Here is a 25,268-nt window from a genome sequence, read left to right on the forward strand (position 1 = left end):
TGAGGTCGGCGCCAGCGGCGTGTCGCGCGGAATCTTCAGAGGACTTTGTATATTGCCGAAACCACCTGCAGGGTTGCGTCTTCGATCAGCCCTTCGTTTCGGCACAAGACCCAGCCGTTATCTGAAACCGCCCGCTCAAACGCCTCAGTGCAAACAGCGTGTTCCTCCAGCGTATGAATCACCGTACTGCTCAACCCACGCCGGCGTGCCGCTGCCCTCGCCCATGAAATCTCAGCCGCAGTGACGACACCGACATGCAAGTCCGGGACTCGAACGTCCAGGTCAATGTTCAACTGCAGAATTTCTGCGAACGGGATTAGCCGGCGAAACGCGGCATCCGAGGGGTACCAGCGATCAATCAGGATGATGCTGTCGGCTGGCTGTTTGGTCAGCACGTACCTGGAAATCCAGCCACGGCTGGCGGCCAGGCGCTTACAGACCTCCCACTCGAGATCCCGGTCTGGATGTCTGACCAGTCGGTTGACGAGCGCCATTGTTTCACCCCGATGGGGGTCACTTTTGCTCTCGCACAGCCGGATCACTTTCGTGTTGTCGGCCCTCAGTGATGTCGTGACGGCCTCCAACAGGGTGGTTTTACCGACACCCTTTGGCCCATCCAGGGAAACAAACAGAGGACGATTCATGCTTCACACGACGATCGATAGACGACTTTTTTCTTTGCCCTGCCCGTTCACAGAGGCCGCTCGGTGCGGCTCTGTGAATCGAGTGCAGGACGCTCGCGCGCAGGCGTTATGCCGGCTAAAACGTCAGGCGCTCAGGGCCTCATCAATGGCGGCGGTCAGACGTGGATCATCTGCTGTCACATCCGGCGCAAAGCGGCCGATCACCTTGCCGTCACGCCCGATCAGGAACTTCTCGAAATTCCACAGCACTTCCGTGCCTGCGCCGCTTTCAATACCGTAGCCCTTGAGGCGTTCACGGAACGGCCCGTCGCCGGTGGCAGCGGGCTGGGCGGCGGTGAGTTCGCGATAAAGCGGATGCGTATCGTCGCCAGCGACAGAGATCTTCGAGAACAACGGGAAGTGCACGTCGTAGGTGGTCGAGCAAAACGACTGGATGTCGCTGTCGCTGCCAGGCTCCTGCTCCTTGAAGTTGTTGGCCGGAAAGCCCAGCACTTCAAGTCCGGCTTCTTTCTTGCCCTGGTAAAGGCTTTCAAGCCCTTCGTATTGCGGCGTCAGCCCGCATTTGGACGCCACGTTCACCACCAGCAGCACTTTGCCTTGATACTGGCCCAGGTTGGCTGGCGTGCCATCGATTTGCTTGAGGGGAATGTCGTACAGAGAATCGGTCATGGGTGGCTCCTGTTTGCTGGGTTGATTCGCCTTGGGCTGACCATCACAGGCTGGCCTGCAGAGAGGCCTTAACGCGTGCGGCCGATGATTCATTCCTGAATCCCAAGTGTCACCCTAACCGCGAGGCACCCGGGCGTCGACCGGTAATGCGGCCCTCCCCCCGCTTCCGGTCAGGCACAGACACCATTTCGGCGTCTGGGCATGATTCTTCGATAAACGGTACGAACCTATCTGCGAAGATGGCAGTCTGACATCACAATTATCTTTTTGGCCCTGCGAGGCCTGCCATGACTGACCTGCACCGCCGCAACCCTTATCGCCTGCCTGTACTGCTGCTGATCGCACTGTCTACCGTGGTCGGACTTTCCATCCTGTGGGAATTCAGGCTGGAAGCCTGGGTCATGCACTGGCTCGCCCTGCCGTATGACGCTGACTTTGAAGATGCCGAAAGGTGGCGATTCGTACTGACCGCCACGGGGTTTTCGCTGATTTCAATGCTCATCCCGACCATCATGCTCAGGCGCCTGATCGCGAACACGCGATCAAGCTATCGCCGACTGAAGCAGGCACAAGCGAAGACTGAAACCCTGGCCACCTACGACTCGCTCAGTGGGTTGATCAACCGGCGCATCTTCATGGAGATGGTCCGGAACCAGCTCGGTTTGAAGCGGCCTGCGGCGGTCATGCTCATCGATCTGGACCACTTCAAGGCGGTCAATGATCAGCACGGCCACGCCGCCGGCGACATTGTGCTGGTGGAGATTGCGCGCAGGCTCGAAGCTATCGCGGACGACAACGGCGGCGTTGCGGTGCGCCTGGGCGGTGATGAGTTCTGCCTGCTGTTTCTCAAGTTCAAACACCAGACAGAGCTGGGTCAGATCGCCGAGGCGGCAGTGTTTCAGCTCAGCGCGCCATTGTCGTCCGCCGTCGAGCCTTCGGCGTTGGGCGCCACCATCGGCATTTCACGGTCGTGGACGGACGCGCAGGATGCCTCGGCATTGCTGCACTGTGCCGACACCGCAATGTACCGCGGTAAGAAAGACGGGCGTTCGACCTACAACTTCTATGACAGCGAATACGAGAAGCAGCGCCGGGCCCAGGCCGACCTTGAACTGGCACTGAGACGGGCAGTTGAAGCTGACGAAATCGTGCCCTTCTTTCAGCCGATCGTGGCACTCCCTTCTCAGGAGGTGGTGGGTTTTGAAGTCCTTGCGCGCTGGCCCAAGCCCGACGGCAGCACTGCAGCACCGGCCGACTTCATTCCGGTGCTTGAGCGCCTGGGATTGATCCCGGCCATGACCCGCTCGCTGATCAAGCAAGCCTGTCGCGCCGCCAATCGCTGGGACGATCACTTGCGTTTATCCATGAACGTCAGCGCGGGCATGGTGACCGACGCGCTGTTTCCCGATCAGCTGCTGGAGCAACTGCGGCAAGAGCATTTTGCGTTTCATCGCTTCGAAGTCGAAATCACCGAGGAAGCCCTGGTCGGCAATCTGGAGGTGGCGCGACAAAACCTGAGCAAGTTGCACGAGCACGGTATTACGGTCGCCCTGGATGACTTCGGCATCGGTTATTCAAGCCTGTACCACCTGACCCGCCTGTCCATCGACAAGATCAAAATAGACCGGTCGTTCTTTGAACCCGGGCAGACCGATCACCTGCCCATGGTCGAAGCGATTCTGGGCATGGCGCGCAGCCTGAAAATGCAGGTCACGGCTGAGGGCGTCGAGGAATTTCACCTGCCCCATCTGCCGTCCTGGCTGGCCAACAGCGGATGCAATTACGCCCAGGGCTACCTGTATGGCCGTCCCAAGCCGGCTTCCAGCCTGTTTTGCTACACCCATTCATCGTTTGCGCAGCAGGCAGGCTGAGGATTCACCGGCATTTGCTCTGCCCATATCGTCTGCCCGCGGCGCCTGGTCATCGCTGTTCACGCATCCCGGTTTGAAATGCACTGAACGCTGAACGCGGCACTGACTCCAAATCTTGCCCCGACGCTCACGGCCAACGAGTCCCGTCGGCGGGCATACGAATCATCTGCCAGATCAAGGAATCCCCATGACCGATCCACGTAACGTCGCCCACGACAAAAAAGTGCAGCAAGAGAAAAAGAACCACGGCGAAGAAGTCGCACCGGATGCCGTGCACGCGCCGCAGCCAGGCATGAAGCCCGCGCTCAAGCACGACGATGATGCGACCGAGCAAGACGAACAGGCGTGAATCAGCCGTTGAACCGAGCTTGATAGCCCGTTTGGCGGCGCTGACTGACGTCAGCAGCCGCTCTATCGGCTCCCCGTGTTACTCGCCCCCGCCCCCTCTCCCCCAAAAAAACGCCTGTTGGCCTGCGCAAACTGGCGACTCTTGAGCAGATCAGCACCCCGTTAGTCAGCAAGGCGCTGAACCGCTATCGACTGGTTTTAGAGGTTCCGGGATTGGCAATCGACGCTTCGTCGCACTGGGCACCGATGGTTTCGGGTAGTCGGACACCCGCGAAGCGCTGCGCCGGCACTACGAAACCTTCGACGTGTTCAAGTTGAACAATGTCGCCGCAGTCCCTCGTCGGTAGTCCGTCGGCGTCTGCTTCATCTCGAAGCGAAAGTGTCGGTTGAAATTCGACAGGTTGATGTAACCCACTTCAAAACAGACATCAGCAACGGACATCTGCGTTTGCAGCAACAACCGGCAGGCTTTCTGGATGCGCAGCTTGCGCATCAGGTCGATAAAACCGTGGCCTGTGGCGCGCTTGAAGAACCGTGAAAATCCCGGCTCGCTCATGTGCAGTCGCTCGGCGATCACTGACAGCCTGATATCCCCCGTGAGCTCGCGTTGCAGGTAGTCGAATGCCCGGTGAACGCGTTCAGCGCTTTTGGCATCCAGGGCCGGCGCATAACACGAACTCGCCAGCGTGCGGGCTTCACGGGTAGGCGCTGTGCTCAGGGTATTGAGCAGTTGGAGAAACAGCAGCAAGCGCGGCAACCCCTGCGCCATGCCGATGCGTTCAAGCAGCTCCGCGGCCTGCACGGCGGTCCCGCCGGTAAATTCCAGCCCGCGACGGGCGCGGTCAAACAACCCCTGCAATTCACCCAGCTCAGGCATCGTCTCGCGTAGCCCCAGCAACGTAGCGCCGTCAAATTGAAGCACAACGTCCCGGCCCTGCAGGTGCTCCCCCGGCGCCAGGTCGCCCATCCAGTCATGGGGTAAATCGGGGCCGATCAGCGCGACATGGCCGGGGCCGAAGGCGCCGATGTAATCGCCCGCGACCAGTTTGCCGCTGCCTTTGCGGATGAGATGAATCTCGTATTCGGGATGGTGGTTCCAGCGTGCGAGCGGATAGGGATAGTCGTGCTCGTACCAGCGAAAACTCTGCTGGGGCGCCGGCAGGATGATTTCCAGCTCGGCAGGCAACTGCTCGAATAAGGCTGTTCGGCTTTCAGGCATGGTCTGCCCCTTTTTTGTCGTTATTGGCACACGCGTCTACGCACCATACGCGCGTTGCATCCCCCTGCTCCACCTCGCCTGTCACTGCGCGCTGATACTTTTTTAGCCAGGCTCAAGGCTGGTCTATTCGGTTAAAAAAGCATCGACGCCACATCCTCAGCGCGTTTGTTGCAGGGCGTGCAAGGTGCTGTAATCGACATGCCACTGCTCCGAAGTGACACGTCGGATGCCCCGGCAGTGGCTGAAAACAACAACAATAACGATTCCGCGCCACTGGCGTGGAGTGGAGATCACCATGAAGATCACGCATCACGCGCTGCTGCTGTCTGCCGGTCTGTCTCTGGCTGGCGTCAGTCATGCTGCCGAGACGATCACCATCGCCACCGTCAATAACAACGACATGATCCGCATGCAGCGGCTCTCCAAGGTATTCGAAGAACAGCACCCCGACATCAAGCTTAATTGGGTGGTGCTCGAAGAAAACGTCCTGCGCCAACGGCTGACGACCGACATCGCCACCCAGGGCGGTCAGTTCGATGTGTTGACCATCGGCACCTACGAGACGCCGTTGTGGGGCGCAAAAAACTGGCTGGAGCCGATGAAGGACCTGCCGGCCAGCTACGACCTTGACGACATCATCCCTTCTGTGCGCCAGGGTCTGTCGGTCAACGGCACCCTGTATGCGTTGCCGTTCTACGGCGAGAGCACGGTGACCTACTACCGGACCGACCTGTTCAAACAAGCCGGGCTGAGCATGCCCGAGCACCCGACCTGGACCCAGCTCGGCGAGTTTGCCGCCAAACTGCATCACCCGGACCAGGGTCAGTACGGCATGTGCCTGAGGGGCAAGGCCGGCTGGGGTGAGAACATGGCCCTGCTGACCACGATGGCGAACGCCTTTGGCGCCCGGTGGTTCGACGAACAATGGCAACCCGAGCTGACCAGCCCCGAGTGGACCGCCGCTGCCAACTTCTACGTCAACACGCTGAAAAACTACGGTCCGCCCGGCGTCTCCAGTAACGGCTTCAATGAAACCCTCGCGCTGTTCAACAGTGGCAAATGCGCGATCTGGGTTGATGCCAGCGTGGCAGGCTCGTTCACCACCGACAAAGAACAAAGCCGGGTCGTGGACAGCGTGGGGTTTGCACCTGCGCCCGTTGAAGTGACCGACAAGGGATCCTCCTGGTTGTACGCCTGGTCGCTGGCAATCCCGGCGACCTCCAAACACAAAGACGCCGCCAGGGCCTTCACCACTTGGGCCACGTCCAAGGAATATATCCAGCTGGTCGCGCAGAAGGATGGCATCACCAACGTACCGCCAGGCACCCGCACCTCCACCTACAACGACGCCTATCTCAAGGCTGCGCCGTTCGCCAGGGTGACACTGGAAATGATGAAACACGCTGACCCGGCGCACCCGTCGGCCAAGCCTGTGCCTTATGTCGGCATCCAGTATGTGACGATCCCGGAATTCCAGGCCATCGGCACGTCGGTGGGCAAACTCCTCTCGGCGGCGCTCACCGGTCAGACCTCCGTCGAGCAGGCCCTGACTGCCGCGCAGTCGACGACGGTGCGGGAAATGAAACGCGCCGGTTACCCGAAGAAATAAAGGCCTGCCGGCGGGCATCTGCCGCCTCTCTCTGCATGACGGATGACGATTTCAATGAAACGACTCGAAGGTAAAAGCGCACTGATCACTGGCTCAGCCCGGGGTATCGGGCGGGCCTACGCCGAAGCCTACATTCGCGAAGGCGCGACGGTGGCAATCGCCGACATCAATCTGGAGCGCGCCACACAGACGGCCACCGAGCTGGGCGCCAGTGCCTACGCGGTGAGGATGGATGTCACCGATCAATCGTCCATCGACGCTGCCATTGCGGCCGTCGTGGCCGCCACCGGCAAGCTGGATATCCTGATCAACAACGCCGCATTGTTCGATCTGGCGCCCATCACGGACATCACCCGCGAGAGTTACGAGCGGCTGTTCTCGATCAATGTGGCCGGCACGTTGTTCACCCTTCAGGCGGCGGCGAAGCAGATGATCGCCCAGGGTCATGGCGGCAAGATCATCAACATGGCGAGTCAGGCCGGCCGGCGCGGCGAGGCACTGGTGGGCGTCTACTGCGCGACCAAGGCTGCCGTGATCAGCCTGACCCAATCCGCCGGATTGAACCTGATCAAGCACAGGATCAACGTCAATGCGATCGCCCCGGGGGTCGTCGACGGCGAGCACTGGGACGGCGTGGATGCGCTGTTCGCCAAACACGAGAACCGGCCGTTGGGCGAGAAGAAAAAGCTCGTCGGCGCGCAAGTGCCCTACGGCCGAATGGGCACCGCCGAAGACCTGACCGGCATGGCAGTTTTCCTCGCGTCGGCCGAGAGCGACTATGTCGTCGCCCAGACCTACAATGTCGACGGCGGCAACTGGATGAGTTGAGGCCCAGGAGTGATCTGCGGGACATCGGGGGGTTGTTTTGCATCGGGCCTTGCGCGACCCAGTGGAATTGGAGGTGCCGAAACGGGCCTCTTCCTGGCTGAAGCCGATCCCACTGACTGATCGCGTACATCCAGTTATGATTCACCGATCAACGAACAGGGATGCAGGTTACATGGACATCAAAGAATCAGAAGCACCCTCCACAGCCATTGGCCTCGCGGTAGACCCCGACGTCCGTTTCGAGTGCGTCGGGTGTGGCGAGTGCTGCCGTGGCCGCTTCGTGCCCTTGACCCTCGCCGAAGCAGTAACCTGGCTCAGACGCGGCCATTCGGTGGGGGTATTGCTGGAGGCATTCGACGATTCACTCTGGCCGCTCGCATCGCCCGAGTACGCCTACAACGCCGGGCGGTCGGCGCCGGTCACCGGCGGTTCAGGCACGTTGCGGGTGACGGTGATTCTGGCGGCCAACGCGATCCCTGAATGCCCGAACCTTCAAAAAGACGGGCTCTGTTCGGTGTATCTGGAGCGGCCGCTGGTGTGCCGGATCTACCCGATGGAGATCAGTCCTTTCATTGCGTTGCAACCCGGCGCCAAGGACTGCCCGCCGGAAAGCTGGCAGCAGGGCAGCCTGCTGGCGTCGGATCAAGGGCTGGCGATGCTGGTCCAGCAATCGCGCCAGACCGACCGCGATGATGCCCGGCGCAAAGTGGCGGTGTGCGAAAGCCTGGGCCTGACCATTGCCGGCTGGAAAGGCAACGGTCTGGTGATTCACCAGCCCTCGGTCGAAACGCTGCTTGCGGCGTGCGAAAGGTCCGAGGTCAATGCCAGCCTCGCTGCTCAACCCTGGCAGATCAAGGCAGAAGACCCGGCATTAAGGGAGTATCTGCACGCTCAGTCCGTGCCCCTGGCGGACTCGCCCACCCACGATTACATCTTCCACCCAATACCCCGCTGACCGGCTCCGTGCTGAACCGCTTGTGGCTTGTGGCTTGCCGCTTGCCGCTTCAGCCTATCACCCGCGCATACACCGACCGGTCCACATTCCCGCCGGACAGAATCACCCCGACCTTTTTCCCTGCCATGGCCTTGCGCTCCTGAATGAGCGCCGCCAGTGCAGCGGCCCCTGCACCCTCCGCGAGGTTGTGGGTGTCGGTGTAGTAGACGCGCATGGCTTCGGCGATTTCTTCCTCGCTGACCGCGACGATGCGTTCCGCCCCTGCTTGGTAGATAGCGAAAGCCGCAGGAATGGGTCTGCGCACGGCGAGGCCGTCGGCAAAGGTGTTCGCCGACGGGGTTTGCAAGATGGTGCCTTCCTCGAACGACCACTTGGCGGCCGCCGCCTCGGTGGAGACCACGCCAACCACCCGGGTCTGCAGGCCCAGCGCGTCGCGGGCGGCAATGACGCCGCAAATGCCGGACCCACAGCCGATGGGTACGTAGACCGTGTCCAGATCCGGAGCGGCCATGAACAACTCCAGCGCATACGTGGCCACGCCCTTGAGCAACTCGATGTGGAATGGCGGGACCAGGTAGTGCCCATGCAGGTCCGCCAGCCGCGCGGCCTCTTCCCGGGCTTCGTCGAAATCCCGACCACATTCGATCACGGTGCCGCCGAGGGCCCGCATGGCGTTGTTCTTTTCTGGCGAGTTGCCTTCCGGCACCACGATCGACGCACTCATGCCCAGTGCAGTAGCGGCCAGCGCCAGGCTTTGACCGTGATTGCCCCGCGTCGCCGTGACGATGCCTCTGACGGTCGGATAGGTGCACTTGAGCCAGTGCATGAACGTAATCCCGCCGCGCACCTTGAACGCACCGGTGGGCGTGTGGTTTTCATGCTTGACCCACACCGTGCTGTTTAGTCGCTCAGCCAGTAACGGCCACGGGTACTGAGCGGTCGGCGGCATGACCTCGTACACCTGGCGAGCGGCCTGTTCAATATCGTCGCGTGTCAGCCCATGCATAGGGTGTCTCCTCGGAAATTCGGCCCAGTCTAGGCAGAAGCTCGCCGCGCCGGCTTTCATAAAACTGACCTGACTTTTGCCCAATCACTTCATTACTATGAAGGCCATGAGCCCGACAAAACGCCCGCCTCACCCGCCCCCGTCTGAACCGGTTCGCCGTGTCGAGGCTGGCCCGTGGATGATTGAATTGCTCCCCGCCGCCAGTTACGCCACGCGCTATGTGGCGACCCAGGCGGCGATCGGCTTTGCCTTCGAAGGCCAGCGTGGCCTGCACGCCATCGGCAGCGACCGCGTGCAGCCCTTCGACGCGGTGCCCAACGGCCTGGCCTTCGTGCCTGCCGGTTGCGACGTGTTATCGGAGTCGCCCACGGGCGGTGAATACCTCCGGCTATTGCGCACGGACGGGCTTGCTCTGTCAGGGGATCACGCCTTCAACAACCGGATTGATGCCCAGGCGATCGCCGTCGCGATGACGATACGCGCAGCATTGTTGCAAAGCTCGGCGGCGGATGATTGGGAGGGCTGGGCGCTGGCCCTGGCTGAACGGACCGCCAACAAGAGCGCTTTCGACGCGCCGCTGCAAGGCTCGATCAACGGCAGCCGGATGCGCAGACTCGATGAGTTCATCGACGCCGGCATCGACGGCCCGCTGGGGGTGCAGGCGATGGCGCAGATGCTGGGGTTGTCCGAGGGTTATTTCATTCGGGCGTTCAAGAACACTACCGGCAAAAGCCCGCACAGCTACCTGATCGACCGACGCCTGGCCAAAGCCCGAACCCTGATGCGCGATTCAAACGCGAGGCTGGCAGAGATCGCCCATGGCTGTGGCTTCAGCTCCCAGGCGCATATGGCGACTGCCTTTCGCCAGCGCATGGGCATCAGCCCGGCGAAGCTGCGCAGCCAGTTGTCGCCGTAACTGACCACGCGTTCACCCTCCATGCCGCTGCAGCACCGCGTTGATGACGGGATGACCATCAATGACCCCGAGGGATGCGTAAAACTCGGGTCGCGACCTTCCCAGATGCTCCCGAGCCCCACTCCACTGGCTGACCACGCAGGCGAGTATTTCGACGGCGCCGGGCGCATGGGGATGCCAGGCGACCGAGTTGTAAAACACATCGCTGAACACCTCCCACTGACTGTGGAGTTTGCTCCGGGCGCCTGCGACCAAGCGGTTTAATTGATCAGGATCGGCGTCGGGCAGCCACCGTTCCGGGTAGTCGATCAGGCCGATGGACGCGTAGCAGTTGCTGGTGAGGTACGCCAGGGCCCGGAGCTGCTGGGCCCGTTCAAGGGCGTCTTGAGACAAGAGGCCGGACAGCGGAAAGGCTAGGCCCAGGTGCGTGAGGATGGCCGCGCTCTCCGTCATCACTCCGCCGCCGGGGATCACCAGCGTCGGCACTTGCAGCAATGGGTTCAAGCGTTTCAGCTCGTCCTGCCCCGCGCCGGCGTCCCACGAACTGGCGGCCACCAGGCGGTATTCGGCGCCGCACAGCGTGAGCGCCATCTCGGTGGCGGCCGAGCCGGATCCGTCGGCCCCAAATAATGTGAACATGCGTTCTCCCGCTCTCGTCAGGCTGTATTGCCGTGGCGCCGCTGCCATTCATCCGCAACATCGCCCAGCGTCTTGGCGCTGTCGTTGCGTATCCAGGCCATGAAGTCGCGGTCGAATTTGAAGGCCGGCCCGCACTGCTCGGTCATGAACCGGCGCACGTTCTGGGTGTTGCGGTAATCCTGGGTGACAGGGGTGTCTCGGGAAAGCGATTCGCTGTGCCAGTCAAATGCCATGGGGGCTCAGTCCAAGTTAAGGGGTGGCGCACAGTTTAGTCGGCAAACGCGCCGCGGTACGACCGAACGTCAAGGCGCCTCGCCGGTCGCGGGATCCATTCCACATTCATGTCAACTATCCCTCCCTCCCGCAGTCACACAGTCATTCCCGCCCATTGACTGATGATGTTTCCGCATGAGTTTCATTCTTTGCATGACCGTCTTCGGTGTCCTGCTGATGCTGCTGGCACTGACTTCTTCTTACCTGCGATGGCTGCCGGTCACGACGTCGGCGGTGTGTCTGGCGTTTGGCGCCGCGATCGGGCCCTGGGGCCTGGACATCGCGCAGCTCGACGTTCGCGACGCGCGCCACTGGCTTGAACGCCTCACCGAAATCGCCGTGCTGTTCTCCCTGTTCAACACCGGCATCAAGCTGCGTCTGCCGCTGCACCGGGGCGCCTGGTATTCGGCGTATTTGCTGGCCGGGCCGGTGATGCTGGCGACCATTGCCGGCGTCAGCCTGACCGCGCATTACCTGTTCGACCTGTCATGGCCGATCTCACTGTTGCTCGGCGCCATGCTCTCGCCCACCGACCCGGTGCTGGCCGGTCTGGTGCAGGTCAACAGCGCCCAGGACCTGGACCGGGTTCGCTTCGGCCTGTCCGGTGAGGCCGGGCTCAACGACGGCACCGCGTTCCCCTTCGTGATTTTCGCCCTGATGTTCATCACCCACGGTGCGTCGGATTTCGACTGGACCCAGGGCTGGCTGCTGAAGAACATCATCTGGGGCGTACCAGTCGGTCTGATGCTCGGTTACGGCCTGGGCCGTGGCGTCGGTCATCTGATGATCTACCTGCGCATCAAGAACGCCGACAGCACCCTGTCGCCCAACGACTTCCTCGCCCTGGCCCTGATCGCCATTGCCTACGTCACCGCCGAGGGCCTCGGTGCCTATGGCTTTCTGGCGGTGTTCGCGGCGGGCATCGGTCTGCGTCACGCCGAATCCAACGCCACTCAATCGGAGGTCCCGTCGGAACATGTAGCCATCCCGATGGTGGGGCATACCCACAGCGATCCAGAGTCGGCCATCTTGGGCGATCGCGATGCGCTCTCCGACAGTCAGCTCGCCGCCGGCGTGATGATGGGCGACATGATGGTCTTCGGCAGCCTGGTGGAGCGCGCCATGGAGGTGCTGCTGATCACCCTCCTCGGCGCGGCACTCGCCAGCTACTGGGACTGGCGCGCCGTCGGCCTGGGCCTCGCGTTGTTCTGCGTGATCCGGCCGCTGAGCGTCTGGCTGCTGATCAGCGGCAAATTGCTGACCCGGCCGCAAAAAGCGCTGGTGGGCTGGTTCGGCATACGTGGCATCGGCACGCTGTATTACCTCTGCTACGCGCTGACCCACGGCCTGCCCACCGAAGCGGTAGACACCACCATCAGCCTGACGTTGTCGGTGGTGGCGCTGAGCATCCTGGTGCACGGCATCAGCATTCAGCCACTGCTGGAGCGGTATGAGCGCAGCATCGCCCGGGACGGCCAGGACTAGCCATGGACGGGGCCGCATTGATTTCCAGAGGCGGCCCCGTGACTGAAAAGCCCGTGATAGACAGCGTCGATGACCCTATCGGAACAAGCGATTGGACGCTCAAGACCCCGATCGGTAGCGTGCTCACTAATTGATCAGGTCTTTTGAGCGCCCTCTGGCATGCGGTTTAACGTCGCAGCTTCGCGCCCATCAGAGATCGGCGCCCTGTCGGCTGACACCCCGCGCACCAAGACTGGATGCTTGACCCCCCTCCTTCATCTACGCGTCACGGCTCATAGCGTCGCGGCGCGGTCCATTGCTTGCGAGCCCGAGAGCCTATGTCCACCCATACACCGCAGCAGATCGCCGAGATCACTATCGAAGCCGGCGTAAAAAAGTCCCACCTGCCGACCCTGGCCATCCTGGTGCTGGGTTTTCTGGCGGGGGCATTCATCGCCCTGGGCTTTTTGCTGGACATCCATGTCAGCACGATGATCCCGGCGCCATGGGCCTCACTGGGCAATCTGATGGGCGCAGCGGTGTTCCCGCTGGGTCTGATTCTGGTGATCCTGGCCGGCGGTGAGTTGCTGACCGGCAACATGATGAGCCTGCCGACCGCGATGTTTGCCGGTCGTATTCCGCTGTCCGCGGTGGCACGCAACTGGGCGCTCGTGACCCTGGCCAACCTGCTGGGCGCGCTGTTCGTCGCCTATTTCTTCGGCCATGTACTTGGCCTGACAGAAGGCGCGTACCTGGCGAAAACCCTGGCCATCGCCAAGGCTAAGGTCAGCGCGGATTTTGCCCAGGCATTTATTTCCGGCATCGGTTGCAACTGGCTGGTCTGTCTGGGGGTATGGTTGTCGTATGCGAGCAAGGACGTGACCGGCAAGATCATCGGCATGTGGTTCCCGATCATGGCGTTCGTCGCGATCGGCTTCCAGCACGTGGTCGCCAACATGTTCGTGATCCCTGCGGCGATCTTTGCCGATGCCCTGAGCTGGACCGAATTCGTTGAAAACTTCGTCGCGGTGTTCCTGGGCAACGCCGTGGGGGGTGCAATTTTCGTCGGGCTCGCGTATTACGTGTCCTATTCGAAAGTCATTCAGGCTCCGGCAACCGGCGTCACTGCTGCGGCCATCGAGCAGCAGACCGGTAGCCAGATTTAACGCTGCAGCCGCGCGCCTCCTTTCCCGGGGCGCGCACCCTGTTTCTGCCACGCGTCACGTTGTCGAGAGTAATCAATGTCAGATCGAGTCCTGATGGACAGCTATTCACGCAAGGTCGATTACGTCCGCATGTCGGTGACGGATCGATGCGATTTCCGCTGCGTGTATTGCATGGCCGAGGACATGACGTTCCTGCCGCGTCAGCAGATTCTCTCCCTCGAAGAAATCCATCAACTGGCCGAGCGTTTCGTGGCGCTGGGCACCAAGAAGATTCGTCTGACCGGCGGCGAGCCACTGGTGCGTTCCGGCATTGTTGGGCTGGTTCGCAGCATCGCTGGTCTGCCCGGCCTGCGCGAACTGTGCATGACCACCAACGGCTCGCAGCTCGACAAACTCGCCGTGCCGCTGTTCGAAGCCGGCCTCAAGCGCCTCAACATCAGCCTGGACAGCCTCGATCCCGCGCGCTTCAAGGAGCTGACCCGCACCGGTGATCTGAGCAAGGTCATTGCCGGCATCGACGCCGCCAACGCGGCCGGTTTCGAGCGCACCAAGCTCAACTGCGTGGTGATGCAGGGCCGCAACGACCACGAGATCAATGATCTGGTCGCCTTCGCCATTGATCGCGGCGTTGATATCACGTTTATCGAAGAGATGCCCCTCGGCACGATCAGCGAGCACAGTCGGGCCGAGTCGTTCTATTCCAGCGAACAGGTGCGCGAACGCATCGCCGAGCGCTACACCCTGGTGCATTCCACTGAAACCACGTCCGGGCCTTCGCGCTACTGGCGAGTGGCTGAAGCGCCACACATCCGCATCGGTTTCATCTCGCCCCACAGCCACAACTTCTGCGCGACCTGCAACCGTGTGCGGGTCACGGTGGAAGGTCGTTTGCTGTTGTGCCTGGGTAACGAGCATTCGGCCGATCTGAAAGCCGTGCTTCGGGCCAATCCGGGTCAGCCGGACAAGCTCGAGAAAGCCATCGTCAACGCCATGCAATTGAAGCCGTGGAAGCACAACTTCGAGCTCAACGATGACGTGCAGGTGGTGCGCTTCATGAACATGACCGGCGGCTGATACGCACGGGTGCTGAGCTGATCGGGCGTTTATGAAGCGCCTGGCAGCCTCACGTCTTGAGACCGTCAGTCCTTGCTGAACAGGCTAATCAGCCCTTGATGAAGCCCAGCAGAATCTCATTGATCTCTTCCGGCTGCACCGTGCACATGCCGTGGGCGCCGCCCTTGACGACGTGCAGCGTCGAGCCTTTCACCAGCTCGTGACTCTTGTAGCCGGACGCGACGATCGGGACGATCTGGTCGTCATCGCCGTGCAGGATCAGGGTCGGCACGTCGATCTTTTTCAGGTCTTGGGTGAAGTCGGTTTCCGAGAACGCCTTGATGCAGTCGAACTCGCCCTTGATGCTGCCGAGCATGCCGATGGACCAGAACGAGTCGATGGCGCCCTGGGAGGTTTTCACACCGTCGCGGTTGAAGCCGAAGAACGGCACGGCCAGATCCTTGAAGAATTGCGAGCGGTCGGCAGTGAAGCCGGCGCGGATGCCGTCGAACACTTCCATGGGCAGGCCTTCGGGGTTGGCGTCGGTTTTCAGCATGATGGGTGGCACGGCGCCGATCAGGACGGTTTTGGCGACGCGGGCGGTGCCGTGACGGCCGATGTAGCGGGCGACTTCACCGCCGCCGGTGGAGTGGCCGATCATGATGGCGTCTTTGAGGTCGAGGGCTTCGAACAGTTGGGCGAGGTCGTCGGCGTAGGTGTCCATGTCGTTGCCTTCCCAGGTCTGGCCGGAGCGGCCGTGGCCACGGCGGTCGTGGGCGATGACGCGGTAGCCGTGCTGGCCGAGGAAGAGCATTTGTGCGTCCCATGCGTCGCCGTCGAGGGGCCAGCCATGGGAGAAGACGATCGGCTGGCCGGTGCCCCAGTCTTTGTAGAAGAACTCGGTGCCGTCTTTCAGGGTCAGGGTAGTCATGTGACGCAATCCTCGGGAACTGTGCTGGGAAGGTTCAGCGTAGTCCCGGATCGCGGATGTGCATTGTCGATATGTGCTGGTTTGAGCGTGGCAAGGTTTCAAGCCAGATCAAGATCAAGGGCGTCTGCCTGGGGGCAGACTGTTTCGCCTTCGGCGACTTACTTTTGAAAAGCACCAAAAGTAAGCAAAAGTGCCTGCTCCTGGTTGGGCCCTTCCTTCGTCAGGGTTCCTTCACTCCGGCCTCGCTCCGTGGGCCCGCGCCGAACGGACATCCATGTCCTGACGGCGCTCTCGCCGCATCCATGCGGCTCGGCCCACTGCGCGAGACCTGCGTTCAGCCTGCACCCAAGTCGCGATTGGCGATGTTTGGACGTTTTGTGTTTGAAGATCAAAAGCAGATCACAAGCAGATCAACGGCTTCCCGGCTGAAGCCGGTCCTACAGTCGTAGCCAATTCCACAGGGTGTACGCGGTGCCTTTAGTGGGACCGGCTTTAGCCGGGAAGAGGCCAGTGTGTCCACCGGCAATGTCGCGGCCTGACATCTGATCGTGCCCACGCTCCGCGTGGGTATGCATCCCGGGACGCTCCGCGTCCATCCCCGGTTAAAACCGGTCCCACTGACTGCACGCGCTACTGTTAGTGGGACTGGCTTTAGCCGGGAAGGCGTCGGTAATCACACTAAAAATTGATGGTGCACCCGCTGGCCTCTTCCCGGCTGAAGCCGGCCCTACCAAATCGCGTGCATCCAGCTTGGCCACCACCCATTTCACTGACTGCACGCGTTGCTCTTGGTGGGACCGGCTTTAGCCGGGAAGAGGCCGGGGTGGCCACCGGCGATGTCGTGGCCTGATAAAGGTGCCTCAGGCCTGGTTGCCACCGCGGCTCAACGCACCCAGACGGCCGGATATCGACTGCATGCCTTTGCCCAGTTCGCGCAAGGTGCCGGCATCCCGTGCGCCTTGTTCACTGGAGGCATGAATGCGCACCGCCAGCTCATTGATTTCGTGGGTGACATGGCTCTGCTCCTGGGCGGCCACCGCGATCTGATGCGCGCGCTGCACGATGTCATCGAAGCTGAAAACGGTCGTGCCCAGTGTGGCGGCGACATTGACAGCCTGCTGCACCGACTCATGGGTGCGCTGTGCGCCGTTCTGCATGGTCGAGACCGCCGCACTGGAGGCCTGACGCAGTTGCGCAATCATGTCCTGAATCTCGTTCGCCGAGGCCTGGGTTCGCCCGGCGAGGGTGCGCACCTCATCTGCCACGACCGCAAAGCCACGCCCCTGCTCGCCTGCGCGCGCCGCTTCGATGGCGGCGTTCAGGGCCAGCAGGTTGGTCTGTTGGGAGATCGATTTGATCACCTCCAGCACGCTGCCCACGCGCTCGATGTCATCGCCCAATTGGGTGATTGCGCCCGCCGCCCCGGCAATGTCCGTTGCCAATACTTCGATGGACTGGCTGTTGCTGTTGACCTGATCCTGGCTTTTCTGCGCATCGACCAGAGAACGGCGGGCGGTGTCGGAGCAGTCCGTGGTGTTCTGGGCGACTTCGTTGGCACTGGCCGACATCTCGGTGATCGCGGTCGCCAGCAAGGTGTTGTCCTGGCGCTGGGATTCGGCCCGCTCGGCGAGCCCATGGGACAGCTGCGCCAGCTCGTTGGACTGGCGTTCCAGGGACACCGACTCCTCGGCGATCCGGTGCAGCATGTCGCGCAGGGAACCTGCGTATTGGTTGACCGACTCACGCAGCGCCCCTATCTCGTCGGCCCGCAAAACGGCCAGTTGAGTATCGGTCTGACCGCCTTGGCCCAGACTTGAGATCTGTGCAGTGGTTTCCTCCAGTTGCGCCAGCAGCCGCTTGCCTGCCAGCCAGGCCAGACCCAGCAGCACGCCTAACAGCGGCAACAGGAACAACAGAATCTGTCCGGTGAGGCGGTTGGCCAGGCCGACGACGCGGGCTTCCGGGGTCACCAGACCAATGCGCCAGCCCGTGCCGGCCATGGTGGCCAGCGTTACGTAGGCCGGGCCGTTGAGCCGGCCATCGTGTTCAATCCTCAGGGTCGAGAGAGCCGAGGCGTTGCTCGCGAGCTGATCAGCCACCGGCTTTAACCAGGGCTGCTGCTGGCTCAATCCGGTCATGGTCAGAAGGCCCTGGGTGCCTTTCGCATCGGGGAAATAAAGCACATTCCCTGAAGGATCGACCGCAAATGCGTAGCCGTCCGTGACGCCGCCCTTCTCTTTGAGGAAGGCCGCCAGACCGTCAAGCTTGAGGTCGATGGTCGCGACACCGGCGAACGCGCCTGCCGCCCGATAAGGCACGCTGCAGGTGGTCATCGCCACGCCACTGACCGGGTCCTGGTAAGCATCGGACCAGACGCAACGCCCTGCGGGTGCGGACTTGGCCCCGATGTACCAGGACTCAGCCTGATAAGGCGGCGTCTTGGCCTGGTTGTATTCGTCCGAAAAGTCCAGCCGATTGCTGGCGTTACGCGCCCAGAAAAAGCTGCGACGCTCGGTGCCTGGGGAAAAGGCGTTGGGCTCCGGCCACAAGCCCCCACCGGCGATGGCGGAATCCCCCTGGCTGTCGATCAAACCGGGAAAATTGCTCATGTACAGGGTTTCTTCGTGGGGCAGCGTCTCCGCCAGCAGCGCCATGGCAGCAGCGGTCCCCTCGATGCGGCTCAATGGCAACGCCAGCTGACGGGTAATGGCGCTGGCTGACTGCTCCGCCGACTCGGTACCGGCAGCCACCAGTTGGGGTTTGCCCCCCAAGGTCATGACCGCGAAAATCGCCACGGCCGTCAGAACGAGCAATGTCAGGATTCCCAAGGTCATTCGTCCAGCAATACGGCGGGGAATCAAAGACATGGTCAAACTCCGAAGAAAATGTAGGGCTACATTTGCAACGGCCGTGACGGGTAAAAGTTGAAGCTGAACCGAGGTTTCACCGACAGGGGCGACAGATGGTCATGCACGGCCTCGCATAGGCCTCCCCACCTGGCCTGTTCACACCCTCATTGCGTCCCGAGCCACCCGAACATGTTCGGGCAGTTCAGCCCCATGCTCCATCAGCCACGCATCCAGCGTATGCCCCACATGGGTCAACACGGCCTGATGGGGCTTGAGCGCTTCAATGATCTGCAGCGCCACATTCACATCATTGTGGTTGCGCGGCGTGTGCGGTTGGGGCGGCATGGAGCAGTCGAGGACCAGGACGTCGAGCGCCTCGCGCTGCAAAAAGGTCTGGGTGTCGTGGGGCAAACCGACGGTGTCGGTGAGGTAAGCGATGCGCCGGCCGCCGCCTTCGAGCAAGTAACCCAGCGTCGGTTTCGAGTGCAGCAGCGGCAGTGCGGTGACGTGGAGTTCGCCCAGCACGCGGCTTTCAAATGGCATGAAGGGTTGGCTGAAGTCGAGGATGCCGGGGTGTTTGTACAGGTCTGACAACCCTTCGGCGTCGATCGGGCCGTGCACCGGGATCACCAGTCCCTGGCCCCAGCGCAGGTGCAACAGACCCTGGGCATGGTCGGCGTGGTAGTGGGTTTGCAAAATCCCACTGAGGCTGCGCGGCGGGAAGCGTTCGGTCAGGTCGGGCAAGCCGCTGTCGATCAGCCAGCGCTGTTCGCCCAGTTCCACCAGCGCGCAGCACGGGCGTCGACGCAGGCGTTGGTCGGCATGGGCGGCGCGACAGGCGGCGCATTCACAGCCGTACACCGGCACTTGCCGCGCATCGCCCGTGCCCAACAGGGTCAGGCGCATGCGTGGGCGCGCGCCAGTCGCTGCAACAGTCGGGCGACTGTTTGCTCCAGCGCGCCGGAGTTGTCGAGCACGATCAACGACGGGTCGCTCACCTGCAGGTCGTCAGCGAATTGCGCGTTGCGCGCCAGTCGGGTTTCGATGTCTTCGGCCGATTCCCGCGCCCGACTGAGCAATCGATCCCGCAACACCGCCTGATCCACCGTCAGCAGCACCACCCACAGCGACGGATACCGCGACCGCGCTTGAGGCAGATGGCCGCGCGAGCCGTTGACCAGTACGTCGTGACCGTCGGCCAGCCATTGATCGATCTCTTTCGGGATGCCGTAATGCAAGCCGTTGGCCGACCAGCTCAAGGCAAATGCGCCCTGGGCCTGCAGCTCGTCAAAGCGCTCGACGCTGACGGCCTGGGCCGCTTCGCCCTTGGCTTCCGCCGAACGGGTGATGACCCGCCGCACGATTCGGCAGTCCCGCGCAGCCAATGCCTCGCGGGCCGCGTCCAGCAGGCTGTCCTTGCCCGAACCCGACGGCCCGATGAGATAGATCAACCTGCCTGCCATCAGAACACCCTCTTCGCTTGTCGCCAGACTTGTTGAATGATCGGCAGTGTGCCCAACGCTCGGGCGTGGATCAGGTCGGCGCGCAGACCGACGCGGATCTCCCCGCGATCCTGCAAGCCCGCCGAACGGGCCGGTGCCAGGCTGACCGTGGTCACCGCGCGTGCCAGTCCGGCGCCCGTCGACGCATCCGCTGACACCTGCGACTCATCCAACTGGGCGCCCAGGGTGAACGCCGCCTGCAACAGGCTGGCCGGATAGTAATCGCTGGAGAGAATATCCAGTAGCCCTTCTTCGGCCAATGTCGCCGCCGCGATGTTGCCCGAGTGCGAGCCGCCGCGAACGATGTTCGGCGCGCCCATCAACACGCTCATGCCCAGACGGCGGCAGCCCTGCGCCGCTTCAAGGGTGGTCGGGAACTCGGCGATGCTCATGCCGTAGGCCGCCGACTCTTCCACGTGGGCCAGGGTGGCGTCGTCGTGACTGGCCACCGACAGGCCCCGCGCCAGGCAGATGTCGACGATGGCCCGGCGATAACGGTCGCTGTAGGTCTTCGAGTTGGCGACCTGCTCGACGATGAATGCGTCCATCTGCTCGCTGCTCAGGTGGTACTTGCCCATGTAGTACTCACGGTACTTGGATTCCAGGGCGAACTGGCGCTGGCCCGGCGAATGGTCCATCACCGACACCAGCTGCACCAGCGGTTGCTCGACCAGGTCGCGGAACACGCTGAGGGTGTCGGGGTGGCACACTTCGCAGCGCAGGTGCAGGCGGTGCTCGGCACGGGTCATGTCGGCGGCGTTCGCCTTGGCGATCGCGTCGACCATGCCCGGCAGTTGCTGCATGCGCTTGCCCTTGGGATTGACGTCGCCGATGGACAGCGCGTCGAACACCGTGGTGATGCCCGCCGCGATGATTTGCGCGTCGTGGCTCATCACCGCCGAGGCCGACGGCCAGTCCACACCCGGGCGCGGGCTCAGGTGTTTTTCCAGATTGTCGGTGTGCAGCTCGACCAGTCCCGGCAGCAGGTAATCGCCGTTGAGGTTCTGCGCCTGGGACAGCTGGCTGATGCTGTCATCGACTTCGCTGATCAAACCGTCACGCAGCACGACGGTGCCGGCGAAGACGTGTTCGGCGGTGACGATCTTGGCGTTGGTCAGGATCTGTTCGTTCAGCATTGTTCGGTCTCCTTCGGGCTCGATGCCATGGATGCCATTGAGGCCTGCGGGTCAAGGTCGGGCGGGGTCATGTCCAGATGACGGTCGGACACTGCTTCCCGGGCCAGTCGGTCGTGGAAAATGCCGATCACCGCAGCGCCGGCGCTCTTCGCTTCATTGATCAATTCGAGGACCACCTGACGGTTGCCGTCGTCCAGCGACGCGGTCGGCTCGTCCAGCAGCATCACCGGCCACGGCACCATGAAGCCGCGAGCGATGTTGACGCGCTGCTGTTCGCCGCCGGAAAACGTGCCCGGCGCCAGTTGCCACAGCCGCTGGGGAATGTTCAGCCGAGCGAGCAGATGCTCGGCGCGTGCCTGGGCGTCTTCACGCTTCCAGCCACGGGCCAGGCCCGGTTCCATGACCACGTCGACGGTGGCGACGCGGGGAATCACCCGCAGAAACTGGCTGACGTAGCCGAGGGTTTGCTGCCGCACCTGCAACACATCCCGGGGCGCAGCGCCGACCAGTTCCAGCCATTCGCCCTGGTGCTGCACGCGAATGCTGCCACCGGCTGGCAGGTAGTTGCCGTACAAGGTGCGCAACAGCGTGCTTTTCCCGGCGCCGGAATGGCCATGGAGCACCAGGCATTCGCCGCCGCTGACGGAGAAATTCAGGCCGCCCAGCACGTTGAGTACCACGCCATTCTGCTGGTGCAGGGTGAAGGTTTTCGAGAGGTCACGGACCTCGATCAGAGCGTTCATCAAAGGCATCCCGAAAGGCGGATCATGGCTGCAGCACCGAAGACACCAGCAGCTGCGAATACGGATGTTGCGGGTCGTCGAGGATCTGGTCGGTCAGGCCGGTTTCCACCACGTGGGAGCGGCGCATGACCATCAGCCGATCGGCAAGCAGGCGGGCGACTGCGAGGTCGTGGGTGACGATGACCACCGCCAGGTCGAGTTCGCGCACCAGCCCGCGCATCAGGTCGAGCAAACGCGCCTGCACCGACACATCAAGGCCGCCGGTGGGTTCGTCCATGAACACCAGCCGTGGGCCGGACACCAGATTTCGGGCGATTTGCAGACGCTGCTGCATGCCGCCGGAAAAGGTCCGTGGCAGGTCGTCGATGCGCGCCGGGTCGATCTCCACCTGGTTGAGCCAATCCAGCCCCGCCGCCCGCAGCGCCTGATAATTGCGCACGCCCTGGGCCATCAGCCGCTCGCCGATATTGGCGCCGGCCGACACCGCCATGCGCAGGCCGTCGCGGGGGTTCTGCTCGACGAAGCCCCATTCGGTGCGCAGCAAGGTGCGACGTTCGGCCTCGCTGGCGCTGTACAGGTCCAGCCATTGGCCGGCGCTTTTATGGCTGTCAGCGAGGCGGTAATCGATGACGCCGCTGTCGGGCGGGCAACGGCCGCTGAGCAGTGACAGCAGCGTCGATTTGCCCGAGCCGGACTCGCCGACAATGCCCAGCACCTCACCCGGATAGAGCTCGAAACTGACGTCCTGACAGCCTTTCTCCGGACCGTACAACTTGGTCAGTCCGCGCACTTTCAGCAGTGGCTGGGTGCGGTCGCTAACGGCATCACGGTCGATCTGTTGAGCAGCATTCATTGCGCGGCCCTCCCCTGACTGACCCGCTGCGCGCAGTAGTCGGTGTCCGAGCAGACGAAGCTCTGGGTGCCCTGATCGTCGAGGATCAGCTCGTCGAGGAACGAATCGTGGCTGCCACAGATGGCGCAGTTGTGTTCCCACTTCTGCACTTCAAAGGGGTGATCTTCAAAATCGAGGCTGGTGACGCGGGTGAACGGCGGCACCGCGTAAAGGCGCTTCTCGCGACCGGCACCGAACAGCATCAGCGCCGGGCTCATGTCGAGTTTCGGGTTGTCGAATTTGGGGATCGGCGACGGGTCCATGACGTAGCGCTCGTCGACGGTCACCGGGTAGGCGTAGGCCGTGGCGATATGGCCGAAGGTGGCGATGTCTTCGTAGAGCTTGACGTGCATGACGCCGTAATCATTCAGCGCGTGCATGGTGCGGGTCTCGGTTTCCGACGGTTCGATGAAGCGCAGCGGCTCGGGGATCGGCACCTGATAGACCATGATCTGGTCGGCGTGCAGCGGCGTTTCCGGGATGCGGTGACGGGTCTGGATGATCGTCGCTTCGGGGGTGCGCTCGGTGGTGGCGACGCCGGCGGTGCGGGCAAAGAAACGGCGGATCGACACGGCGTTGGTGGTGTCGTCGGCGCCCTGATCGATGACTTTCAGCACGTCTTCGGCACCGAGGATCGCGGCGGTCAGTTGCATGCCGCCGGTGCCCCAGCCATAGGGCAGCGGCATTTCGCGGCCACCGAAGGGCACTTGATAGCCGGGAATCGCCACGGCCTTGAGCAGGCCGCGACGGATCATGCGTTTGGTCTGCTCATCCAGATACGCGAAGTTATAGGCCTCGTCTCGTGGGGCCTGTGGTTGTGGCTGTGGACGTGGCTGCGTGGCGGCGTTCATTGGGCCTGCTCCCTAGAGGGCGTGCGCAATTTGCGGATCAGTTCCAGTTCGGCCTGGAAGTCCACGTAGTGCGGCAGTTTCAAGTGCGAGACGAAACCGGCGGCCTCGACGTTGTCGCAGTGGGCCAGGACGAATTCTTCCTGCTGGGCCGGCGAGACGATTTCCTCGCTGTACTCACCGGCGCGCAGCGAGCGGTCCACCAGCGCCATGCCCATGGCTTTGCGTTCGGCGTGCCCGAAAGCCAGGCCATAGCCGCGGGTGAACTGAGGCAGCTCGGTGGCGGAACCGACGAACTGGTTGACCATCTCGCACTCGGTCACTTCGATGGCGCCGATGGAGATCGGAAAGCCCAACTCTTCCGGCTCGATCCACACCTCCACCTCTCCCACCCGAATCTCCCCGGCAAACGGGTGATTGCGGCCGTAGCCGCGCTGGGTCGAATAACCCAGCGCCAACAGAAACCCTTCATCGCCCCGGGCCAGCGCTTGCAAGCGCTCGGCGCGGCTGGCCGGGTACTCCAGCGGCTCGCGGGTGATGTCGGCGACTGACGCGCCGGTGTCCTGCTCTTCCTTGATCAGGCCTTCTTTGGCCAGTAGGCCCAGCACCCGGGGACAGTCCTGAACGGCGGCGTCGGCCTGAGATTCAGGGCCGGGGAATTCGCCTTCGGCCAGCAAGGTGAAATCCAGCAAACGGTGGGTGTAATCGAAGGTCGGGCCCAACAGCTGCCCGCCCGGCACGTCCTTGAACGTGGCTGACAGACGCCGGTTGAGCTGCATGGCCGAGGTGTCGATCGGCAGACTGGCGCTGAAGCGGGTCAGCGTGGTGCGGTAGGCGCGCAGCAGGAAGATCGCTTCGACCAGATCGCCGGCCGACTGCTTGATCGCCAGCGCCGCCAGTTCGGCGTCGTACAGCGAGCCTTCGGTCATCACCCGAGCGACGGCGAGCGGCAGTTGCTGACGGATCTGTTCAACGCCCAGTTCGGCAACCGAGGTGTCGCCCCGGCGCTGTTTCGCCAGCAGTTTGTGGGCATTATCGATGGCCTGTTCGCCACCCTTGACGGCGACGTACATCAGGCCACCCCTCTTGACGGCTGGGGCTTGAACAGCACTTGTGTGCTGCGCGGCAGGCCGAGCAATTCGCTGCCGGCGACGAAGAACACGTCGATGCCGCGCGGGAAGTCATTGCGCGCTTCGCGCTCCTGCCAGAACGCTTGCTGCAACGGCAGGCTGACGTGGTTTTTGCTTTCGATGCCCGGTCCATGCCACGCCAGTTGCGTGCCGCCCTGCAGACTCGGCAACTGGACCAGCAGCGTGCAGGACTGATCGGGGTAGCGATCGTTGCCCAGGTCGAAACCGCTGAGGTCGTGCAGCTGGCTGTCGTCGAGCAGCGCGAAGCGGGCGTTCTGCCGGTCGCTGACGATCGGGCAGCCGCAATGGAAGGTCAGGTTGGCGCGAATGGCCTGGGTGTCGAACTTCGGCGCGAGCCACAGCGGCGTGTCGATGTCCAGCAAGGCCAGGCACAGTGCGTGACTGGCTGCGGCCAGGCCTTCGAGGTGCGGCGGGGTTTGCGTGGCGAGCAGGCTCTGGGCGACACCGGGGCCGGCCAGCGCCTTGAGGGCGGCGCGAAAACTGCGCTGGGCATCCAGCACCGGATCGGCGAATGCCGGCTGCAACAGCGAAGCGGGCAAGGATTCAGTTGCGAGAG

Annotated in this window: 25 protein-coding genes and 1 pseudogene; 9 read left to right on the forward strand and 17 right to left on the reverse strand. The window is 62.6% G+C overall.

Annotation, left to right across the window (positions count from 1 at the left end; translation table 11 throughout):
- Window positions 1-35 precede the first annotated feature (35 nt).
- Complete coding sequence (locus L4G42_RS05455; protein WP_237252118.1) at window positions 36-644, reverse strand: dTMP kinase; 609 nt, start codon at window positions 642-644, stop codon at window positions 36-38.
- 123 nt (window positions 645-767) lie between these two features.
- The gene (locus L4G42_RS05460) at window positions 768-1,313 is read right to left on the reverse strand and encodes a glutathione peroxidase (protein WP_237259426.1); all 546 of its coding nucleotides are present in this window, start codon (window positions 1,311-1,313) and stop codon (window positions 768-770) included.
- A 287-nt stretch (window positions 1,314-1,600) separates the two neighbouring features.
- On the opposite strand from L4G42_RS05460, the gene L4G42_RS05465 reads away from it, so the two are divergent.
- Window positions 1,601-3,184 (forward strand): putative bifunctional diguanylate cyclase/phosphodiesterase, encoded by a 1,584-nt coding sequence (locus tag L4G42_RS05465; protein WP_237252120.1) that lies wholly within the window; start codon window positions 1,601-1,603, stop codon window positions 3,182-3,184.
- Between the two features lie 187 nt (window positions 3,185-3,371).
- Entirely contained in the window at window positions 3,372-3,533 is a 162-nt protein-coding gene (locus L4G42_RS05470; RefSeq protein WP_108119258.1) for a hypothetical protein, read from the forward strand.
- 288 nt (window positions 3,534-3,821) lie between these two features.
- On the opposite strand, the gene L4G42_RS05475 is transcribed toward L4G42_RS05470, so the two are convergent.
- Entirely contained in the window at window positions 3,822-4,751 is a 930-nt protein-coding gene (locus L4G42_RS05475; protein ID WP_237252121.1) for a helix-turn-helix domain-containing protein, read from the reverse strand.
- A gap of 295 nt (window positions 4,752-5,046) precedes the next feature.
- On the opposite strand from L4G42_RS05475, the gene L4G42_RS05480 reads away from it, so the two are divergent.
- The 3 genes from L4G42_RS05480 to L4G42_RS05490 all read left to right on the forward strand — a co-directional run bounded on the left by L4G42_RS05480 (window position 5,047) and on the right by L4G42_RS05490 (window position 8,143).
- Complete coding sequence (locus tag L4G42_RS05480) at window positions 5,047-6,360, forward strand: ABC transporter substrate-binding protein (protein WP_237252122.1); 1,314 nt, start codon at window positions 5,047-5,049, stop codon at window positions 6,358-6,360.
- A 54-nt stretch (window positions 6,361-6,414) separates the two neighbouring features.
- The gene (locus L4G42_RS05485) at window positions 6,415-7,188 is read left to right on the forward strand and encodes an L-iditol 2-dehydrogenase (protein ID WP_237252123.1); all 774 of its coding nucleotides are present in this window, start codon (window positions 6,415-6,417) and stop codon (window positions 7,186-7,188) included.
- Between the two features lie 172 nt (window positions 7,189-7,360).
- Entirely contained in the window at window positions 7,361-8,143 is a 783-nt protein-coding gene (locus tag L4G42_RS05490; RefSeq protein ID WP_237252124.1) for a YkgJ family cysteine cluster protein, read from the forward strand.
- Between the two features lie 49 nt (window positions 8,144-8,192).
- Here the strand turns inward: L4G42_RS05490 and L4G42_RS05495 are convergent, their stop codons facing one another.
- The gene (locus L4G42_RS05495) at window positions 8,193-9,149 is read right to left on the reverse strand and encodes a threonine dehydratase (protein ID WP_237252125.1); all 957 of its coding nucleotides are present in this window, start codon (window positions 9,147-9,149) and stop codon (window positions 8,193-8,195) included.
- Window positions 9,150-9,246: 97 nt separating this feature from the next.
- On the opposite strand from L4G42_RS05495, the gene L4G42_RS05500 reads away from it, so the two are divergent.
- Window positions 9,247-10,065: an AraC family transcriptional regulator gene (locus L4G42_RS05500; protein ID WP_237252139.1), complete on the forward strand. Its 819-nt coding sequence runs from the start codon at window positions 9,247-9,249 to the stop codon at window positions 10,063-10,065.
- A gap of 12 nt (window positions 10,066-10,077) precedes the next feature.
- Here the strand turns inward: L4G42_RS05500 and L4G42_RS05505 are convergent, their stop codons facing one another.
- Entirely contained in the window at window positions 10,078-10,704 is a 627-nt protein-coding gene (locus tag L4G42_RS05505) for a glutathione S-transferase family protein (RefSeq protein WP_237260618.1), read from the reverse strand.
- Window positions 10,705-10,721: 17 nt separating this feature from the next.
- On the reverse strand, window positions 10,722-10,937 hold the full coding sequence (locus tag L4G42_RS05510; protein ID WP_237252127.1) for a DUF6434 domain-containing protein: 216 nt from the start codon (window positions 10,935-10,937) through the stop codon (window positions 10,722-10,724).
- 175 nt (window positions 10,938-11,112) lie between these two features.
- Here L4G42_RS05510 and L4G42_RS05515 point away from each other — a divergent pair, with 175 nt between their 5' ends.
- The 3 genes from L4G42_RS05515 (at window position 11,113) to moaA (ending at window position 14,681) form a co-directional block, all read left to right on the forward strand.
- Entirely contained in the window at window positions 11,113-12,462 is a 1,350-nt protein-coding gene (locus L4G42_RS05515; RefSeq protein ID WP_237259427.1) for a cation:proton antiporter, read from the forward strand.
- Between the two features lie 317 nt (window positions 12,463-12,779).
- Window positions 12,780-13,607, forward strand: coding sequence for a formate/nitrite transporter family protein (locus L4G42_RS05520; RefSeq protein ID WP_237252129.1), 828 nt, complete (start codon window positions 12,780-12,782; stop codon window positions 13,605-13,607).
- A 75-nt stretch (window positions 13,608-13,682) separates the two neighbouring features.
- Window positions 13,683-14,681 (forward strand): GTP 3',8-cyclase MoaA, encoded by a 999-nt coding sequence (moaA, locus tag L4G42_RS05525; protein ID WP_237252130.1) that lies wholly within the window; start codon window positions 13,683-13,685, stop codon window positions 14,679-14,681.
- A gap of 88 nt (window positions 14,682-14,769) precedes the next feature.
- Here moaA and L4G42_RS05530 read toward each other — a convergent pair whose 3' ends face one another.
- From L4G42_RS05530 to phnH, 11 genes and pseudogenes are all read right to left on the reverse strand, one after another.
- Window positions 14,770-15,591 carry an alpha/beta fold hydrolase gene (locus L4G42_RS05530; RefSeq protein WP_237252131.1) on the reverse strand — a complete coding sequence of 274 codons (822 nt, stop codon included), beginning with the start codon at window positions 15,589-15,591 and terminating at the stop codon, window positions 14,770-14,772.
- Window positions 15,592-16,451: 860 nt separating this feature from the next.
- On the reverse strand, window positions 16,452-17,297 hold the full coding sequence (locus L4G42_RS26235; protein ID WP_419789344.1) for a methyl-accepting chemotaxis protein: 846 nt from the start codon (window positions 17,295-17,297) through the stop codon (window positions 16,452-16,454).
- 12 nt (window positions 17,298-17,309) lie between these two features.
- Window positions 17,310-18,458 (reverse strand): annotated as a pseudogene (locus tag L4G42_RS26240) (cache domain-containing protein); the annotation flags it as partial.
- 138 nt (window positions 18,459-18,596) lie between these two features.
- Window positions 18,597-19,346 (reverse strand): phosphonate metabolism protein PhnP, encoded by a 750-nt coding sequence (phnP, locus tag L4G42_RS05540; RefSeq protein WP_237251027.1) that lies wholly within the window; start codon window positions 19,344-19,346, stop codon window positions 18,597-18,599.
- A complete protein-coding gene (gene phnN / locus L4G42_RS05545; protein ID WP_237251026.1) occupies window positions 19,337-19,903 on the reverse strand; it encodes a phosphonate metabolism protein/1,5-bisphosphokinase (PRPP-forming) PhnN in 567 nt (188 codons plus the stop codon). Before phnN ends, phnP begins: the two co-directional genes overlap by 10 nt.
- The gene (locus L4G42_RS05550; protein WP_237251025.1) at window positions 19,903-21,078 is read right to left on the reverse strand and encodes an alpha-D-ribose 1-methylphosphonate 5-triphosphate diphosphatase; all 1,176 of its coding nucleotides are present in this window, start codon (window positions 21,076-21,078) and stop codon (window positions 19,903-19,905) included. The genes phnN and L4G42_RS05550 overlap by 1 nt, the downstream gene beginning before the upstream one ends.
- Window positions 21,072-21,821, reverse strand: a complete 750-nt coding sequence (gene phnL, locus L4G42_RS05555; RefSeq protein ID WP_237251024.1) for a phosphonate C-P lyase system protein PhnL — start codon at window positions 21,819-21,821, stop codon at window positions 21,072-21,074. Before phnL ends, L4G42_RS05550 begins: the two co-directional genes overlap by 7 nt.
- Window positions 21,822-21,843: 22 nt before the next feature.
- Window positions 21,844-22,674 carry a phosphonate C-P lyase system protein PhnK gene (gene phnK / locus L4G42_RS05560; RefSeq protein WP_237251023.1) on the reverse strand — a complete coding sequence of 277 codons (831 nt, stop codon included), beginning with the start codon at window positions 22,672-22,674 and terminating at the stop codon, window positions 21,844-21,846.
- Window positions 22,671-23,564, reverse strand: coding sequence for an alpha-D-ribose 1-methylphosphonate 5-phosphate C-P-lyase PhnJ (locus L4G42_RS05565; protein WP_237251022.1), 894 nt, complete (start codon window positions 23,562-23,564; stop codon window positions 22,671-22,673). Before L4G42_RS05565 ends, phnK begins: the two co-directional genes overlap by 4 nt.
- Window positions 23,561-24,634 (reverse strand): carbon-phosphorus lyase complex subunit, encoded by a 1,074-nt coding sequence (locus L4G42_RS05570; RefSeq protein WP_237251021.1) that lies wholly within the window; start codon window positions 24,632-24,634, stop codon window positions 23,561-23,563. The genes L4G42_RS05565 and L4G42_RS05570 overlap by 4 nt, the downstream gene beginning before the upstream one ends.
- Window positions 24,634-25,251 (reverse strand): phosphonate C-P lyase system protein PhnH, encoded by a 618-nt coding sequence (phnH, locus tag L4G42_RS05575; RefSeq protein WP_237251047.1) that lies wholly within the window; start codon window positions 25,249-25,251, stop codon window positions 24,634-24,636. Before phnH ends, L4G42_RS05570 begins: the two co-directional genes overlap by 1 nt.
- Window positions 25,252-25,268: the final 17 nt, after the last annotated feature.

The sequence above is a fragment of the Pseudomonas petrae genome (genome assembly GCF_021728295.1).
GTDB lineage: Bacteria > Pseudomonadota > Gammaproteobacteria > Pseudomonadales > Pseudomonadaceae > Aquipseudomonas > Aquipseudomonas petrae.